Genomic DNA, 14862 nt, shown 5'->3' on the forward strand with positions numbered 1-14862 from the left:
TGTCGTGTGCGGATCAGTTCCAGTGCAATGCGAAGCAGTCTTCGTCTTCCTCGACGTTGCCACCCAGGGTGATCACGTCGATCAGCATTTCCTGCACGTCCCATTCACGGCCGATTTTTTCTTCCACCGTGGCACGGTGGATTTCCAGGCGCCCTTCGGCCTGTACGCGGATCATCGCCGGCTGGTGCTGCACCTGGGCGTGGGGGTTGTCCTGGGTGATGGCCTCGACGATGTAGCGGGCGCTGTCGTTGTCCTGGAAGGCGATGTAGACGAGGGAAGTCATGCGGCGTCTCCACTGAGGCCGAGCTTTTTCAGGCGTGCGCCAAAGGCGCTGTCGCAGGCATCCAGCGCGTCGCGGCCGGGGCCGGTCTCGGCCAGCGGCAGCAGCGCTTGCACGGCTCGTCCGCGCCATTGGCTGACCCAACCTTCGATCAGTTGGCGGTTGTGCGGGCTCTCGGCGACCGCGGTCTTGACCAGCGCATCTACCCAGCGCTGGCTCTCGGCGAACCACAGGCGCATGAATTCGGTGAGCATGCCCAGCTGCCCTGCCCCGGCGGCTACCAGCTGCGCATCGAAGTGTTCGAACAGCAACGGGTACACCAGGCCGTCGCTGACCAGGTTCTGCGCCAGGCTCAGCTCGAACCAGTCGCGTATCACCAGACTGTCCTCGACATAGCGCCGCACCCCTTGCCAGGCCGGATCGTCCAGCCAGCGCTGCTTGGCCTCGGCCAGCAGTGCCAGGCCATCGTCCTCCAGCAGCAGGCCGATGCGCGACAGGTACTGGGCGATGGCCAGGCGGTCCATGGCCTGGAACATGTGCATCTGGGTGACGCTGGTGCCGAAGGCGTCGGCGGCGATGCCGCTGTTGTTCATGTTGGCGCCCAGTTCGGCGTGGCGCAGCGGCAGCAGCAGGCGTGCGACCAGGGCACGGGTTGCCGCCGGCAGGCTGGCCAGCAGCTCGCGCTTTTCACAGAAGGCAAAGCTGTGCTCGGCGTTTTCCTGCATGCGCGCCCGGGCCTGCACGTAGGTGCCGTAGTAGTACTGGCGCGGGTCGCTGACGGCGTACCAGTCGGCCATCTGCAGCGCGGTGCGGCTGGGGTCGTTGAGCAGCTTGTCGGGCTGCCACAGCGGGCGGTAGTGGAAGTTGGTGGCCGCTTCGATGTCGAAACTGGCTTCCTGGTAGCGGCTGGCCGGCTTGTCGCCGAAACGGCGGCGGGTATGGCTGAAGGTCTGGCGGATCGGCTCGACCGTGGCCGTCTTGATCTCGATACTCATGCAAGGCGTCCTGTACTTGTTGTTGTGGGGATGCAACGTGCCGACAAACGGCGCTTCATTCGTCCTCGTCGCGGCTTTCGCCATAGCGCCACTTCTGCATGTCGGCATCGACGGCGGCGGCCATCGCAGCGTCCATGTGGCGGACCCGGTTGCTGGCGCAGAAGCTGGCGAAGGCAGTACGCGGCAGGACCAGTTCGACGAACAGGTCCGGGTAACCGATGGCAAAGTCGAACTCGACAAAGGTGGAGTCCGGCTCGCTGCGTACGCGGACGTAACGCGGCATCTGCTCGAAGGGTGTGGTGGCTGGGGTCATGCGCAGGTGCTCCGGTTGGACGTGCCAAGGACTAGAGCAACGGCTGTGCCAGGCGCTTGAAAAACCTCAAAGCCAAGACATAACCAATTGTTTTTAATAATCTTTTAATCATGGATGGGTTGACCACCGCCTGTGCGGCCGACGCGCCACAGCCGGCCCGATTGATCATTTGCTCAATCGGGCCAGGGCGCTTCGAGCAAATGGCGAACAAGACCGGCGATTGACTTTTGCGCCGCTTTCAGGCGGTTTAGTAAAAGAGCGACCCGAGCCTTGCCTGCAGCGCCGCGGTCGTCCCGGCGCGCCCAGTACCCGCCTTGCCTGAGCGGGGCGCACGCCACCTCCCCATACAACTACAAGCAAGGGGCGCAAGCGAATGATTACCCAGTACAGGGCGCCGGAGCCTGCACCGGCGCTGAAGGACCTTACCGAGCGGGTGCGGTTCCTCGGCACCGAAGGCAAGATCTGGCTGGACGAGCAGCGAATGCTGCTGGTACAGGCCGCGACCATGGCCAGCATGCGCCGCGAGCTGATCGAAATGCTCGGTGTGGAGCGGGCCAAGGGCTTCTTCCTGCGCCTGGGCTACCAGTCGGGCTTGAAGGACGCCGAACTGGCGCGCAAGCTGCGCCCCAACGGCAACCCGGTGGAGATGTTCTTCATCGGCCCCCAGCTGCACTCGCTCAAGGGCATGGTCAAGGTGCGCCCGCTACAGCTGGAAATCGACATGGACAGCGGCCACTTCTACGCCGACATCGAGTGGCAGGACTCCTTCGAGGTGGAAAACTGCCAGTCCGAAGGCCTGCATTCCGAGCAGCCGGTGTGCTGGATGCTGCTGGGTTACGCGATCAGCTACAGCTCGTTCTTCCTCGGTCGCCAGGTGCTTTACAAGGAAGTCAGCTGCCGCGGCTGCGGTGGCAGCGAATGCCGCATCATCGGCAAGCCGGTGGAACAGTGGGAAGATGCCGAGACTTTCCTGCGCTACTTCCAGAGCGACCCGGTGATCGACGAGCTGCAATCGCTGCAGGTGCAGGTGGCCAACCTGCGCCAGCGTCTGCAGTACGAGTCGGGACAGTTCTACGGTATCGGCCAGTCGGCGGTGTACCGGCGCTGCTGCGCACTGACCGACAAGGTGGCCCCGGGCAAGGCCTCGGTGCTGCTGCTGGGCGAAACCGGGGTCGGCAAGGAGGTGATCGCCCGCAGCCTGCACCTGCGCAGCGAGCGCGCCGGCGCGGCGTTCGTGGCGCTGAACTGCGCGACCATCCCGCCCGACCTGATCGAGGCCGAGCTGTTCGGCGTCGAGAAAGGTGCCTACACCGGCGCCCAGCAGGCGCGCATGGGCCGCTTCGAGCGGGCCAACGGCGGCACCCTGTTCCTCGATGAAATCGTCGAGCTCACGCCGCGCGCGCAGGCCAGCCTGTTGCGCGTACTGCAGGAGGGCGAGTTGGAACGGGTGGGTGACAGCCGCACGCGGCCGGTGGATGTACGGGTGATCGCCGCCACCCACGAAAACCTCGAACAGGCGGTCAAGGACGGGCGTTTTCGCGCCGACCTGTTCTACCGCCTGAACGTGTTCCCGGTGCATGTCCCGGCGCTGCGCGAGCGCCGCGAAGACATCCCGCTGCTGATCGAGCACTTCCTCGGCCGCCTGCACCAGAGCTACGGCAAGAAAACCCGTGGCCTCAGCGACCGGGCCTTGGAGGTGTGCCTGCAGTACGACTGGCCGGGCAACATCCGCGAGCTGGAAAACCTCATGGAACGCGGCGTGATCATCACCGACGAAAACCAGAGCATCGGCCTGGATGCACTGTTCCCGCATGCGCCACCGGCCGCCGACAGCATCGGCCTGGCCAGCGATGGTCGGCTGGTGGCGGCCAGTGACCAGGCCGCGCCCGGCTGGGTGGCACAGATTCTCGACAGCGGCGCCAGCCTGGATGCCGTCGAGGAAGCGCTGATGCAGGAAGCCATGCAGCGCTGCCGGCAGAACGTCTCGGAAGCCGCGCGCCTGCTCGGCATGACCCGCCCGGCCCTGGCCTATCGGCTGAAGAAAGCCCCAGGCGAAAGCGTGACCGACAAGCCTTGAGCATTTGCGCAATGGTGCTGGTGCGAATTGATCATATGATCGAGCGCGCGCCGGCACCCGGTGAGTGAAAAATAAAAATTCTTTATATATCAACCAGTTATGAATATGGCATCGCATTTGCCTCGAGCCTTGCACCGCAAAACAACAACGACCGGTGAGGCAACCATGACAGTAGCGATTTCCCATTCCCCCGAAGTACAAGCCTTCTTCGCGAAAGCGGCAGGCGTTGGCAACGACCAGGGCAACCCACGCCTGAAGCAGATCGTGCTGCGCATACTGCAGGACAGCGCGAAGCTGATCGAGGACCTGGCGATCAGCGACGACGAATTCTGGACCGCTGTCGACTACCTCAACCGCTTGGGCAGCCGCAACGAAGCCGGACTGCTGATGGCCGGCCTTGGCCTGGAGCACTTCCTCGACCTGCTCAGCGATGCCCGCGACAGCCAGGCTGGGCATACCGGCGGCACCCCGCGCACCATCGAAGGTCCGCTGTACGTGGCCGGTGCGCCGCTGTGCGAAGGCGAGGCGCGGCTGGACGACGGCCGTGACCCAGGCCAGCCGATGCTGCTTGAAGGCCAGGTGCTGGACCTGGCCGGCCAGCCGCTGGCCGGGGCTATCGTCGACGTGTGGCACGCCAATACCCAAGGCCTTTATTCCTACTTCGATTCCGGCCAGTCGGCCTACAACCTGCGCCGCCGCATTGTCACCGACGCCCAAGGCCGCTACCGCGCCTACAGCATCGTCCCGAGCGGCTACGGCTGCCCGGCCGATGGCCCGACCCAGGCCTGCCTGGACCAGTTGGGCCGGCATGGCCAGCGCCCTGCGCATATCCACTTCTTCATCAGTGCACCGGGGTACCGGCACCTGACCACACAGATCAACCTGGCGGGTGACGCGTACCTGTGGGATGACTTTGCCCATGCTACCCGCGACGGGTTGGTGGGCGAGGTGGAACGGCTCGAGGGCGGCGTGGCGCGGGTGGTGTTCGACTTCTGTCTGCAGCCGGCAGCGCATGCGGATGACGAGCAACGCAGCCAGCGGCCGCGGGCCATGCAAACAGCTTGAGATTGCCGGGGCTGCCATGCAGCCCTTTCGCGACAAAGGCCGCTCCCGCAGAACTGCACACGACTCATTGAATTGGCAGGGACTCTGTGGGAGCGGCTTCAGCCGCGAACACCGGCGCAGCCGGTGCCATGCTCCGCGTTGGATTCTTCGCGGCTAAAGCTACCCCGCATGATGACGACATGCACTAGCCTCGTGCGGCCAGTTCAGCGAACACCTCGGCCGAGGTGGTGACCTGGCGGAAGTGATGCTTCCAAAGGTCGATGCCCAGCTTGCCCGACCTGTCCAGCGAAGATCCTACTGTCATGTCCGTGACCAGGGTGGGCATCAGCCCCGCGTCGAACAGGGCAAAACCCGCGGCCAGCACGCAGGTTTCGGTCTGCAGCCCACATACCAGCACTCTCTCCACGCCCAGTTGCCGAATGTACTCGATGGCCTCTGCACTCTGCCCGTAGCCATGCTTGACGAACACCTGGTCGGCCTCGACCAGGCTCTCGTCCTCGGCCGCCGGGTGCCAGGCAAGCTGGCGCTCGAACGGCGTGACCTGTTCGTCGTGCAACTCGACCGAGGCGATGGTGGGGATGTTCGCCGACAAACGGCGCAGCCCATCGACCAGCCACTCGGGCGGGCTGAAGGTGGACTGGACATCGACGATGAGCAAAACCTGGCGCATGGGCGGATTCCGGTGCTGGCAAAAGGCGCGGAGTATAGCGTGATGCAAGTGCCGTGGTCGCCCAGCGAGCCAGGACACGATACGCCTGGCCAACCCCACGCCTCACGAAGCAGCCATCTTCTCACCCACCTCCGCGCACGCCGGATGACCGGCAGCCACCGAACTGACACATATATTTTCATTAATATTGATTTGTGAAATTAAACGTGTCATTTTTCTTCCTGCCGAACCGAGCCCCACAATGGGCCCAGGCTGATACCGCCCTATCCACCGGAGTCAAGAATATGAACAAGACCGGACTTCTAGGCGCATTGGCACTCTGTGCCTGCAGCGCACTTTCCCAGGCTGACGAAGGCAGCCTGCGCATCGGGATCGAAGTGGCGTATCCGCCCTTCTCCTACCGCACCCCCGAAGGCGAACTCGCCGGCTTTGACTACGACATCGGCAACGCCCTGTGCGCGCAGATGCAAGTCAAGTGTCAGTGGGTGATCCAGGAGTTCGACGGGATGATCCCGTCGTTGAAGGTGCGCAAGATTGATGCCGTGCTGTCGTCAATGTCGATTACTGAAGACCGGCTCAAGTCCGTCGACTTTACCGACAAGTACTACCACACCCCGGGCAAGTTCGCGATGAAGTCCGGCAGCCAGATCAGCGACCCGATGCAGGACCTCAAGGGCAAGAAACTCGGCGTGCAGCGCGCCTCCACCTATGACCGCTTCGCTACCGAGCAGCTGGAGAGTGCAGGTGTCGAGGTCGTGCGCTACGCCTCGCAGAACGAAGCTTTCCTCGACCTGGCCGCGGGGCGGCTGGATGCCACCCTCGCCGACATCGTCAATACCGAAGAGAGCTTCATCAAGACGCCCGCCGGCCAAGGTTTTGCGCTTGTCGGTCCGGATATAAACGACCCCCGCTACTTCGGTCGGGGTGCGGGAATTGCCGTGCGCAAGGGGGACAGCGCCAACCTGGCGCGCTTCAACGCCGCCATTGCGGCCATTCGCGCCAACGGGACCTACCAGCAAGTGCAGAGCAAGTACTTCCCGTTCGATATCTACGGCCAATGACCCCGGCTGACGAGGACTTTCATCATGCTTCACGGCTACGGATCGAGCATTCTCGATGGCGCGTGTTTAAGCATCAGCCTGGCCCTGATGGCGATGGCCCTGGCCATCAGCCTCGGCCTGGTCGGCGCCGCCTGCCGGCTGTCACCACTGCGATGGTTGGCAGCCCTGGGCGAGATCTACACCACGGCAGTGCGCGGTATTCCTGACCTGGTCCTGATTCTGCTGGTGTTCTATGGCGGACAGGACCTGATCAACCGTCTTGCGCTGGCACTGGGCTACGAGCAGTACATCGACATCAACCCGTTCATCGCCGGAGTCTGCACCATGGGTTTCATTTTCGGTGCCTATCTTTCGGAGACCTTTCGCGGGGCGTTTCTCGCCATTCCCAAGGGCCAGGCCGAAGCGGGGGCCGCTTTTGGCATGGGCAGCCTCCAGGTGTTCTGGCGGATCAGCGTGCCGCAGCTGGTGCGCCTGGCCCTGCCGGGTTTCACCAACAACTGGCTGGTATTGATCAAGTCGACTGCACTGATTTCCGTGATCGGCCTGCAGGACATGATGTTCAAGGCCAAGAACGCAGCCGATGCCACCCATGAACCGTTCACGTTCTTCCTCACCGTGGCTGGGCTCTACCTGCTGCTGACCAGCCTGTCGCTGGTCCTGCTGCGCAGCGTGGAAAAGCGTTATTCGTTCGGCTTCAAAGCCGCCGACCTATGAAGGGAAGGTTTGCATGATGCTCGACTACCCACTTATCTGGCAGAACCTGCCGCTGTACCTGAACGGCATTGCGCTGACCCTGAAGGTGCTGCTGATTTCCCTGGCCTGCGGCCTGGCACTGGCTATCCCACTGGCACTGATGCGCGTTTCGCACTCCTGCCTGCTGCGCTACCCGGCCTGGCTCTACACCTATGTCATTCGTGGCACACCGATGCTGGTGCAGTTGTTTCTGGTGTATTACGGCCTGGCTCAGTTCGAACTGGTGCGTCAGAGCCCGCTCTGGCCGTACCTGTCCAGCGCAACCTTCTGCACCTGCCTGGCGTTCGCCCTCAACACCAGCGCCTACAGCGCCGAGTTGCTGGCCGGCAGCCTGCGGGCCACGCCGCACGGCGAAGTTGAAGCCGCACGTGCCATGGGCATGTCGCGCCTGGCCTTGTACCGGCGCATCCTGCTGCCGTCGGCCCTGCGTCGATCGCTGCCGCAGTACAGCAACGAAGTGCTGATGATGCTACAGACAACCAGCCTGGCTTCGATCGTCACCCTGGTCGATATCACAGGCGCGGCAAAAACCTTCAACGCTCGTTACTACCTTCCGTTCGAGGCATTCATTACTGCGGGGCTGATCTACCTGGGCCTGACGTTCCTGCTGGTTCGCCTCTTCAAGCTGGCCGAGCGCCGCTGGCTGACGTACCTGGCCCCACGCAAGCACTGAGGAGCATCCATGCAGCAAATCGACCATATCCTGCCCTGGAGTGCCTGCGGTACCCAGCGCACTCTGCGCCTCTTCCGCTTCGGCAACGGCCCGCGCAAAGCATATATTCAGGCCTCTCTGCACGCTGACGAACTGCCCGGCATGCGCGTGGCGGTGGCATTGAAGGCCCGTCTGACCGAGCTGGAAGCCCAGGGCCGACTCACGGGCGTGATAGAACTGGTGCCACTGGCCAACCCGATCGGTATCGGCCAGATGTTACAGGCCACCCATCAAGGCCGTTTCGAGTTCAGCAGCGGCAAGAACTTCAACCGCGATTTTCCGGCACTGACCGAAGCGCTTATCAGGCGCCTGGAGGGCCGCCTAGGCAAGGATGGCGAGGCCAACGTGGCCATCATTCGCCGCACCATGCTCGACATCCTCCACGACTTGCCTGCTGCGCCATCGGAGCTCGAAGGCCTTCGTCGCCTGCTTCTGCAGCATGCGTGCGACGCCGATGTGGTGCTGGACCTGCACTGTGATTTCGAATCGGTGATGCTGCTGTATGCACTGCCGCAAAACTGGCCCCGTTTGCGCTCGCTGGCGGCACGCCTGGCTGCTGAAGCTGCATTGCTGGCCGAGGATGCTGGCGGCAATGCGTTCGACGAAGCCTGTGCGCTGCCATGGGTGAAGCTGGCCGAGCATTTTACGCAGGCAAACATCCCGTTGGCCTGTATCGCCACCACCATCGAGCTGCGCGGCATGGCCGATACCGAGCGAGAACGTTGCCAAGCCGACGCAGAGCACATTCTTGCCTACCTGGCCGACCAGGGCTTGGTCAGCGGCCCATGGCCGGAGGCACCGACCCATTGCTGCCAGGCCACGCCGTTTGCCGGCGCCCAGTACGCCTATGCCGAACACCCCGGCGTAGTCAGCTATCTGCAACCTCTGGGTGCCCAGGTTAGAACCGGGGACCCACTGTTCGAAGTCATCGACCCGCTCAGTGACCGCCACAGCGTAGTCAGGGCCACAACCGACGGCATTCTCTATGCCCGCGAACGCCTTCGCTTCGCCCAACCGGGCCTCTGGCTGGCGAAAGTCGCTGGCAGCCTGCCCATTCGCCATGGTCGCTTGCTCAGCGACTGATACCAACGAGTACCCATCGATGAACAAACTGGAAATTCAGGACCTGCACAAAAGCTACGGCAACCACCAGGTACTCAAGGGCGTCTCGCTGCAGGCCAAGGCAGGCGACGTGATCAGCATCATCGGCTCCAGCGGCTCGGGCAAAAGCACCTTCCTGCGCTGTATCAATCTGCTAGAGCAACCCAATGCCGGGCAGATCATGGTCAATGGCGAACGCCTGAAGTTGCGCACCTGCCCACGCGCCGGGCTGCGGGCAGCTGACCCGAGCCAACTGCAGCGCCTGCGCTCGCGGCTGAGCATGGTCTTTCAGCATTTCAATCTCTGGTCACACATGAGCGCCCTGGAGAACGTCATGGAAGCCCCGGTGCATGTGCTGGGCATGAGCCGCAAGGACGCCCGTGACAAAGCCGAGTACTACCTGCACAAGGTCGGCGTCAGCCATCGCAGTGACACCTACCCTGCACACATGTCCGGTGGCGAACAGCAGCGCGTGGCGATCGCCCGGGCCCTGGCCATGGAGCCGGAGGTGATGCTGTTCGATGAACCGACCTCGGCGCTCGACCCGGAACTGGTCGGCGAGGTGCTGAAGGTCATGCAGGAGCTGGCCCAGGAGGGCCGGACCATGGTGGTGGTCACCCATGAAATGGGCTTCGCTCGCGAGGTCTCCAACCAGGTCATGTTCCTGCATCAGGGGCTGGCCCTGGAGCGTGGCGATCCGCGCGAGGTACTCGTTCGTCCGCAGTCCGAACGCTTGCAGCAATTCCTTGCTGGCAGCCTCAAGTAAGCCTCGACAAGCGCCCCCGGCTGCTGCCGGGGAAGCCTTGGGATACACTACGGCACTCATTCAGGGAGTGTTGAGCCGCATGCCGAGCAATTCGAAAAACACCACCGTGTACGCCTCGCCAGTCATGCGCAAGTTGTCGGAGAGCCTGACCGACCTGCCGCCTTCGCTGCGCAAGGTTGCCGATTACATCCTGCGTCACCCGCTGAAGGCAGCGACCCTGACGATCGAAGACATGGCCCAAGCCACGGGCACTTCGCCAGCGGCCGTCAATCGCCTGGCCAAGGCCCTGCAACTGGGCGGCTACAGCGGCATGAAAGCCGAGCTGGTGACGACCTTGCAGCAAATGGTCTCGCCCGTGGACAAACTGCGCAATGAGCTGGCCCAGCGGCCCGGTGGCGATTTTGGGCTGCATGAGCAGATCCAGAGCGCCAGCAGCAACCTGGCCACTGCCGCCAGCAACAACCAGGCCGATGCGTTCGAAGTCTTCGTCAGCAACCTGATCGCGGCACGCAAAGTCTACGTGCTGGGTTTCGGCAACAGTGTCTACATGGCCGGCCTCGCGGCCTCGACGCTGGTACCGTTCTGTAAGGACACATGTGCCATCAGCATGGAGGGTGGCAACGAGAATGCCGCCTACCGTCTGGCTGCCATCACCGAGCAGGACGTGCTGCTGGCGATTACCCTGCCCCGCTACTCCCAGGACACCCTCCAGCTGTCGCGCTTTGCCCGCGAGCGCAATGCCACGGTGCTGGCGATTACCGATTCGCCCGCTTCCCCCCTTACAGCCATCGCTCACCATGTGTTGTTCGCGCCCGCCGATCATCCGGTGCTTACCAGCTCCAACATTGCCGTGCTGGCACTGATAGAAGGGCTGGTAGCCGGCGTCATGGCGCGCAACAAGGAAGCGGTGAAGCTGGCGACAGAATTGACAGAAAGCGTGATGTCCTATCTGCATGTGCCCAGCGGCAAGGCTTCAAGAAAGTAGTCACTGCATGATCGGAGGCCGGCTGGGCAATTGCAGTGCTTGCCAACTTCCTGACACGGCCTTACTGCCACGCCGCCCGGCTGTCGCCCTGGCGGAAGAACGCCCTCAGGTGCTCGACGAAGCACGACACCTTGGCCGACAGGTTGAGGCGCTCCAGGTACACCGCATAAATGTCCGCAGGCGGCGTCTGGTAATCGCCCAACACTTCCACCAGGCGCCCGCTGCGCAGGTGGTCGGCCAGGTTCCACTCGGCCCTTAGCAGGATACCCTGCCCGTCCAGCGCCCAGTTCAGGGCGACCTCGCCATCGTTGGTGCTGAGGCTGCCATGCACCTTCACTGACTCGCTCTGCTTGCCGCGGCTGAGCCGCCAGATACCGAACGCGGCGTCGTTCTGGCGCAACACGATGCAGTTGTGGCTGGCCAGGTCCTTCGGCGCCTCAGGGGTACCGTGGGCCTCCAGGTAACCGGGCGACGCGCACAATCGCCGGCGGTTGGCCGCGATCTTGCGGGCGATCAGCCGTGAGTCGGGCAACTCGCCAAAGCGGATGCCCACGTCTATGGCGTCGTTCGGCAGGGCAATGGGGCGGTCGGTCAGGTGCAATTGCACCTCCACCTCGGGGTAGCGCTTGGCAAACGATGACACCGCCGGCCCCACGTGAGTTCGGCCAAAGCCCAGCGGCGCATTGACCCGCAGCAAGCCCTTGGGCTCGGCGCGGCTGCTGGACACCTGCCGCTCCATTTCCTCGATCTCGCCCAGTATACGCTTGGCATTCACCAGGTAAGTCTCGCCCTCGGCGGTAAGGCTGATGCTGCGTGTGGTGCGGTTTAGCAGGCGCACGCCCAGGCGCTGTTCCAGCTGCGCCAGGCGCTTGGAGACAGCTGGCGGGGTCAGGTTCAGTTCGCGAGCAGTGCCCGCCAGGCTTCCCACCCTGATCAGTTGGGTGAAGAACGCCAGCTCCGATACCGGATTCATAATTAACCTGAGGGAAATAATGAGTTGAATTTCATTGTATTACAGCATTTTTGAAAAACCATTACCTTTTGCCCTGCGTGATTAACCACAACAAAGCTGGGCTCTTCGGCCGCCAAGGCCAGGTGTGACCTGCACCCTCACGAGCAGCCCGGCCGCCAGATAAATCCGACTCACAACAATAATTCGGAGACGGCAATGGCCAAGCGATTGTTCGGCAAGCTCTACGTACAGGTATTGATCGGCGTAACCCTCGGGGTGCTGATCGGGGTGTTCTGGCCACAGGTTGGCGCTGACCTGAAGCCCATTGGTGATGCCTTCATCAAACTGATCAAGATGGTCTTCGCCCCGATCATCTTCGCCACGGTGGTGCTGGGCATCGCCAAGATGGAAAACATGAAGGAACTCGGCCGTGTCGGCGTGCGCGCGCTGATCTACTTCGAAGTGCTGTCCACCTTTGCCCTGGTACTGGGCCTGGTGGTGGTCAACATCGTGCAGCCCGGCCAGGGCATGAACGTCGACCCTGCCACCCTGGATGCCAAGAGCATCTCCACTTACACCGCCGCGGCAGCCGGCAACAGCGGCGGCTTCATCGACTTCCTGCTGCACGTGATACCCGGCAGCGTGACCGATGCCTTCGCCAAGAACGAGATCCTGCCGATCCTGCTGTTCAGCACCCTGTTCGGCATCGCCCTCTCCCACCTGGGCCCGCGCGGCAAGCCAATGGTGGATGTGCTTGAAGCGTTCTCCCACGGCATGTTCTTCATCGTCGGCATGATCATGCGCGTGGCACCGCTGGCCGCCTGCGGGGCCATGGCCTTCACCGTGGGCAAGTACGGGCTGGGCTCGATCGTTTCGCTGGGCAAGCTGATGGCGACCATGTACCTGACCTGCTTCCTGTTCGTGGTGGTGGTGCTGGGCGCCATTGCCCGGCTGTGCGGCTTCAACCTGTGGAAGTTCCTCAAGTACCTCAAGGAAGAACTGTTCACGGTACTGGGTACCAGCTCATCCGAGTCGGTGGTGCCGCAACTGATGAACAAGCTGGAAAAGGCTGGCGTGTCCAAGCCTGTGGTCGGCCTGGTGATCCCTTCGGGCCTTACCTTCAACCCGGACGGCCAGTGCATCTACTACACCATGGCCGCCATCTTCATCGCCCAGGCCACCAACACACCGTTGACCCTGATGGACCAATTGATCGTGCTGGGTGTGCTGCTGCTCACCTCCAAAGGCTCTGCAGGCGTAACCGGCTCGGGCTTCATCACCCTGGCCGCGACCCTGGCGACCATGGACAACATCCCGGTCGCCGGCATGGTCCTGCTGCTGGGCGTGGACCGCTTCATGTCCGAAGCCCGGGCCATCACCAACACCATCGGCAACGCGGTCGGCACCGTGGCCATCGCCAGCTGGGTGGGTGCGCTGGACAAGCAGCGCATGGCCCAGGCCCTGGACGGCCAGCTGCCGGCCGACCCCGAACGCGAAGCCGCTGCGCCGCACCCTGCCCTCGCACGCATGGAGGCCGGCACACCCGCACCCTGACCTTTCGAAAATCAGCAAAAAGAACCCGCCTTGTGATGCAGTGAGGAAATAATCATGGACAAAGAAACAGCCGTGTCATCGCTTACCGACGTGATGGCCAAGTTCACCGCTTATATCGGCAAGCGCCTGCCCCGCGACGTCAAGGAAAAGACCGCCAAGTTGCGCGCCGCCGAAACCAACCCGCTGGCCATCGCCGTGTACGACTCGATGGCCGACAACCAGGAATACGCCGACAAGCTCAACCGGCCCAGTTGCCAGGACACCGGCGTCATCCAGTACTTCGTCTCGGCAGGCGCGCGCTTCCCGCTGCTGGGCGAGATGGAAGGCATCCTCGAGAACGCCACCAGGGAAGCCACCATCCAGGGGCCGCTGCGTCACAATGCGGTGGAAACCTTCATCGAGAAGAACACCGGCACCAACACTGGCTCGAAAATCCCGTGGCTGGACTGGGAAATCATCCCCGATGCCGACTACGCCATCATCGACGTGTACATGGCCGGCGGTGGCTGCACCCTGCCGGGCTCGGCCAAGGTACTGATGCCGGGGCAAGGCTATGAAGGGGTGACCGAGTTCGTCTTCGATGTCATCACCTCGCGCGGTGTCAATGCCTGCCCGCCACTGCTGGTGGGTGTAGGGGTATCGACCTCGGTGGAGACAGCGGCACGCCTGTCGAAGAAGGCCATCCTGCGCGAAGTGGACTCCAGCCACCCCAACGAAAGCGCGGCGATGATGGAAAAGTTGCTGGAGGAAGGCCTCAACGAAATCGGCATCGGCCCGCAGGGCCTTACCGGCAACAGCAGCGTGATGGGCGTGAACATCGAGTCTTCGGCCCGCCACCCGTCCACCATCGGTGTGGCGGTGTCCACCGGCTGCTGGGCGCACCGCCGCGGCAAGATCCGCATCAACGCCGACCTGTCCTACGACATCCTCTCGCACGAAGGGGTAGTACTGTGAAAAAGATCCTGAGCACACCTATCAGCGACGAAGACCTGGCCAACCTCAACGTGGGCGATGTGGTCTACCTCACCGGCCAACTGGTGACCTGCCGTGACGTTGCCCACCGCCGGCTCATCGAGCTGGGCCGCGAGCTGCCGGTCGACTTGCGTGGCGGCGCGATTTTCCACGCGGGCCCCATCGTCAGGAAGAAGGACGATGGCAGCTTCGAGATGGTCTCCATTGGCCCGACCACCAGCATGCGCATGGAAAAGTTCGAGAAGCAGTTCATCGAGCAGACCGGCGTCAAGCTGATCGTCGGCAAGGGCGGCATGGGCCCGGAAACCACGACCGGTTGCCTTGAGAACATGGCAGTGCATGCAGTGTTCCCGGGCGGTTGCGCGGTGCTGGCAGCGACCCAGGTGGAAGAGATCGAGCGGGCGGAATGGCAGGACCTGGGCATGCCGGAGACGCTGTGGGTTAACCGCGTGCGCGAGTTCGGCCCGCTGATCATCTCCATCGACACCAAGGGCAACAACCTGTTCGAGCAGAACAAGGCCCGGTTCAACGAACGCAAGGGGGCGGTGATCGAGAAGATCAACAGCCAGGTGCGGTTCATCAAGTAACTGCGTGCGACATGGGGCC

Annotated in this window: 16 protein-coding genes; 11 read left to right on the forward strand and 5 right to left on the reverse strand. The window is 63.0% G+C overall.

From position 1 onward, the window contains the following. Nucleotides 1–13: 13 nt before the first annotated feature. From IRZ77_RS09815 to IRZ77_RS09825, 3 genes are read right to left on the reverse strand one after another with little or no spacing between them, the layout of a single operon-like run. The gene (locus IRZ77_RS09815; protein ID WP_019097310.1) at nt 14–283 is read right to left on the reverse strand and encodes an MmoB/DmpM family protein; all 270 of its coding nucleotides are present in this window, start codon (nt 281–283) and stop codon (nt 14–16) included. Beyond that, nucleotides 280–1275 carry an aromatic/alkene monooxygenase hydroxylase subunit beta gene (locus IRZ77_RS09820; protein WP_196173437.1) on the reverse strand — a complete coding sequence of 332 codons (996 nt, stop codon included), beginning with the start codon at nt 1273–1275 and terminating at the stop codon, nt 280–282. Before IRZ77_RS09820 ends, IRZ77_RS09815 begins: the two co-directional genes overlap by 4 nt. A 55-nt stretch (nt 1276–1330) precedes the next feature. Continuing rightward, a complete protein-coding gene (locus IRZ77_RS09825) occupies nt 1331–1588 on the reverse strand; it encodes a phenol hydroxylase subunit (RefSeq protein ID WP_063913725.1) in 258 nt (85 codons plus the stop codon). A 373-nt stretch (nt 1589–1961) separates the two neighbouring features. On the opposite strand from IRZ77_RS09825, the gene IRZ77_RS09830 reads away from it, so the two are divergent. Beyond that, nucleotides 1962–3665, forward strand: coding sequence for a sigma-54-dependent Fis family transcriptional regulator (locus IRZ77_RS09830; protein ID WP_108480586.1), 1704 nt, complete (start codon nt 1962–1964; stop codon nt 3663–3665). A gap of 165 nt (nt 3666–3830) precedes the next feature. Then, on the forward strand, nt 3831–4730 hold the full coding sequence (catA, locus tag IRZ77_RS09835) for a catechol 1,2-dioxygenase (RefSeq protein WP_085601337.1): 900 nt from the start codon (nt 3831–3833) through the stop codon (nt 4728–4730). 184 nt (nt 4731–4914) lie between these two features. On the opposite strand, the gene IRZ77_RS09840 is transcribed toward catA, so the two are convergent. Then, the gene (locus IRZ77_RS09840) at nt 4915–5400 is read right to left on the reverse strand and encodes an isochorismatase family protein (RefSeq protein ID WP_196173438.1); all 486 of its coding nucleotides are present in this window, start codon (nt 5398–5400) and stop codon (nt 4915–4917) included. Between the two features lie 284 nt (nt 5401–5684). On the opposite strand from IRZ77_RS09840, the gene IRZ77_RS09845 reads away from it, so the two are divergent. The 6 genes from IRZ77_RS09845 (at nt 5685) to IRZ77_RS09870 (ending at nt 10778) form a co-directional block, all read left to right on the forward strand. After that, nucleotides 5685–6461 (forward strand): ABC transporter substrate-binding protein, encoded by a 777-nt coding sequence (locus IRZ77_RS09845; RefSeq protein WP_046613990.1) that lies wholly within the window; start codon nt 5685–5687, stop codon nt 6459–6461. Between the two features lie 24 nt (nt 6462–6485). Continuing rightward, on the forward strand, nt 6486–7175 hold the full coding sequence (locus tag IRZ77_RS09850) for an ABC transporter permease (protein WP_085601335.1): 690 nt from the start codon (nt 6486–6488) through the stop codon (nt 7173–7175). 13 nt (nt 7176–7188) lie between these two features. Then, entirely contained in the window at nt 7189–7887 is a 699-nt protein-coding gene (locus tag IRZ77_RS09855; RefSeq protein WP_196173439.1) for an ABC transporter permease, read from the forward strand. A gap of 9 nt (nt 7888–7896) precedes the next feature. Then, nucleotides 7897–9009 carry a succinylglutamate desuccinylase/aspartoacylase family protein gene (locus IRZ77_RS09860; RefSeq protein ID WP_046613993.1) on the forward strand — a complete coding sequence of 371 codons (1113 nt, stop codon included), beginning with the start codon at nt 7897–7899 and terminating at the stop codon, nt 9007–9009. 19 nt (nt 9010–9028) lie between these two features. Continuing rightward, complete coding sequence (locus IRZ77_RS09865; protein ID WP_196173440.1) at nt 9029–9793, forward strand: ABC transporter ATP-binding protein; 765 nt, start codon at nt 9029–9031, stop codon at nt 9791–9793. Nucleotides 9794–9872: 79 nt separating this feature from the next. After that, complete coding sequence (locus IRZ77_RS09870; protein WP_135002156.1) at nt 9873–10778, forward strand: MurR/RpiR family transcriptional regulator; 906 nt, start codon at nt 9873–9875, stop codon at nt 10776–10778. A gap of 61 nt (nt 10779–10839) precedes the next feature. Here IRZ77_RS09870 and IRZ77_RS09875 read toward each other — a convergent pair whose 3' ends face one another. Next, entirely contained in the window at nt 10840–11751 is a 912-nt protein-coding gene (locus IRZ77_RS09875; protein ID WP_046613996.1) for a LysR substrate-binding domain-containing protein, read from the reverse strand. A 195-nt stretch (nt 11752–11946) separates the two neighbouring features. Between IRZ77_RS09875 and IRZ77_RS09880 the strand changes: the two genes are divergently transcribed. Genes IRZ77_RS09880 through ttdB form a run of 3 tightly spaced genes read left to right on the forward strand, consistent with a single transcriptional unit; the run spans nt 11947 to nt 14843 of the window. Beyond that, complete coding sequence (locus IRZ77_RS09880) at nt 11947–13284, forward strand: dicarboxylate/amino acid:cation symporter (RefSeq protein WP_135002155.1); 1338 nt, start codon at nt 11947–11949, stop codon at nt 13282–13284. 54 nt (nt 13285–13338) lie between these two features. Continuing rightward, nucleotides 13339–14238, forward strand: a complete 900-nt coding sequence (ttdA, locus tag IRZ77_RS09885; RefSeq protein ID WP_080958421.1) for a L(+)-tartrate dehydratase subunit alpha — start codon at nt 13339–13341, stop codon at nt 14236–14238. After that, nucleotides 14235–14843: a L(+)-tartrate dehydratase subunit beta gene (gene ttdB, locus IRZ77_RS09890; RefSeq protein WP_013972066.1), complete on the forward strand. Its 609-nt coding sequence runs from the start codon at nt 14235–14237 to the stop codon at nt 14841–14843. The genes ttdA and ttdB overlap by 4 nt, the downstream gene beginning before the upstream one ends. The last annotated feature ends 19 nt before the right edge of the window (nt 14844–14862 follow it).

The organism is Pseudomonas pudica (genome assembly GCF_015680405.1).
GTDB classification, from domain to species: Bacteria; Pseudomonadota; Gammaproteobacteria; order Pseudomonadales; family Pseudomonadaceae; genus Aquipseudomonas; species Aquipseudomonas pudica.

Excerpts from the sequence above, each read along its gene's own strand:
- IRZ77_RS09815 (WP_019097310.1), bottom strand. The coding sequence starts at position 283 with ATGACTTCCCTCGTCTACATCGCCTTCCAGGACAACGACAGCGCCCGC.
- IRZ77_RS09880 (WP_135002155.1), top strand. The coding sequence starts at position 11,947 with ATGGCCAAGCGATTGTTCGGCAAGCTCTACGTACAGGTATTGATCGGC.
- IRZ77_RS09820 (WP_196173437.1), bottom strand. The coding sequence starts at position 1,275 with ATGAGTATCGAGATCAAGACGGCCACGGTCGAGCCGATCCGCCAGACC.
- IRZ77_RS09850 (WP_085601335.1), top strand. The coding sequence starts at position 6,486 with ATGCTTCACGGCTACGGATCGAGCATTCTCGATGGCGCGTGTTTAAGC.
- IRZ77_RS09830 (WP_108480586.1), top strand. The coding sequence starts at position 1,962 with ATGATTACCCAGTACAGGGCGCCGGAGCCTGCACCGGCGCTGAAGGAC.
- IRZ77_RS09840 (WP_196173438.1), bottom strand. The coding sequence starts at position 5,400 with ATGCGCCAGGTTTTGCTCATCGTCGATGTCCAGTCCACCTTCAGCCCG.
- IRZ77_RS09875 (WP_046613996.1), bottom strand. The coding sequence starts at position 11,751 with ATGAATCCGGTATCGGAGCTGGCGTTCTTCACCCAACTGATCAGGGTG.
- IRZ77_RS09860 (WP_046613993.1), top strand. The coding sequence starts at position 7,897 with ATGCAGCAAATCGACCATATCCTGCCCTGGAGTGCCTGCGGTACCCAG.
- IRZ77_RS09855 (WP_196173439.1), top strand. The coding sequence starts at position 7,189 with ATGATGCTCGACTACCCACTTATCTGGCAGAACCTGCCGCTGTACCTG.
- catA (WP_085601337.1), top strand. The coding sequence starts at position 3,831 with ATGACAGTAGCGATTTCCCATTCCCCCGAAGTACAAGCCTTCTTCGCG.
- IRZ77_RS09870 (WP_135002156.1), top strand. The coding sequence starts at position 9,873 with ATGCCGAGCAATTCGAAAAACACCACCGTGTACGCCTCGCCAGTCATG.
- ttdA (WP_080958421.1), top strand. The coding sequence starts at position 13,339 with ATGGACAAAGAAACAGCCGTGTCATCGCTTACCGACGTGATGGCCAAG.
- IRZ77_RS09825 (WP_063913725.1), bottom strand. The coding sequence starts at position 1,588 with ATGACCCCAGCCACCACACCCTTCGAGCAGATGCCGCGTTACGTCCGC.
- IRZ77_RS09865 (WP_196173440.1), top strand. The coding sequence starts at position 9,029 with ATGAACAAACTGGAAATTCAGGACCTGCACAAAAGCTACGGCAACCAC.
- IRZ77_RS09845 (WP_046613990.1), top strand. The coding sequence starts at position 5,685 with ATGAACAAGACCGGACTTCTAGGCGCATTGGCACTCTGTGCCTGCAGC.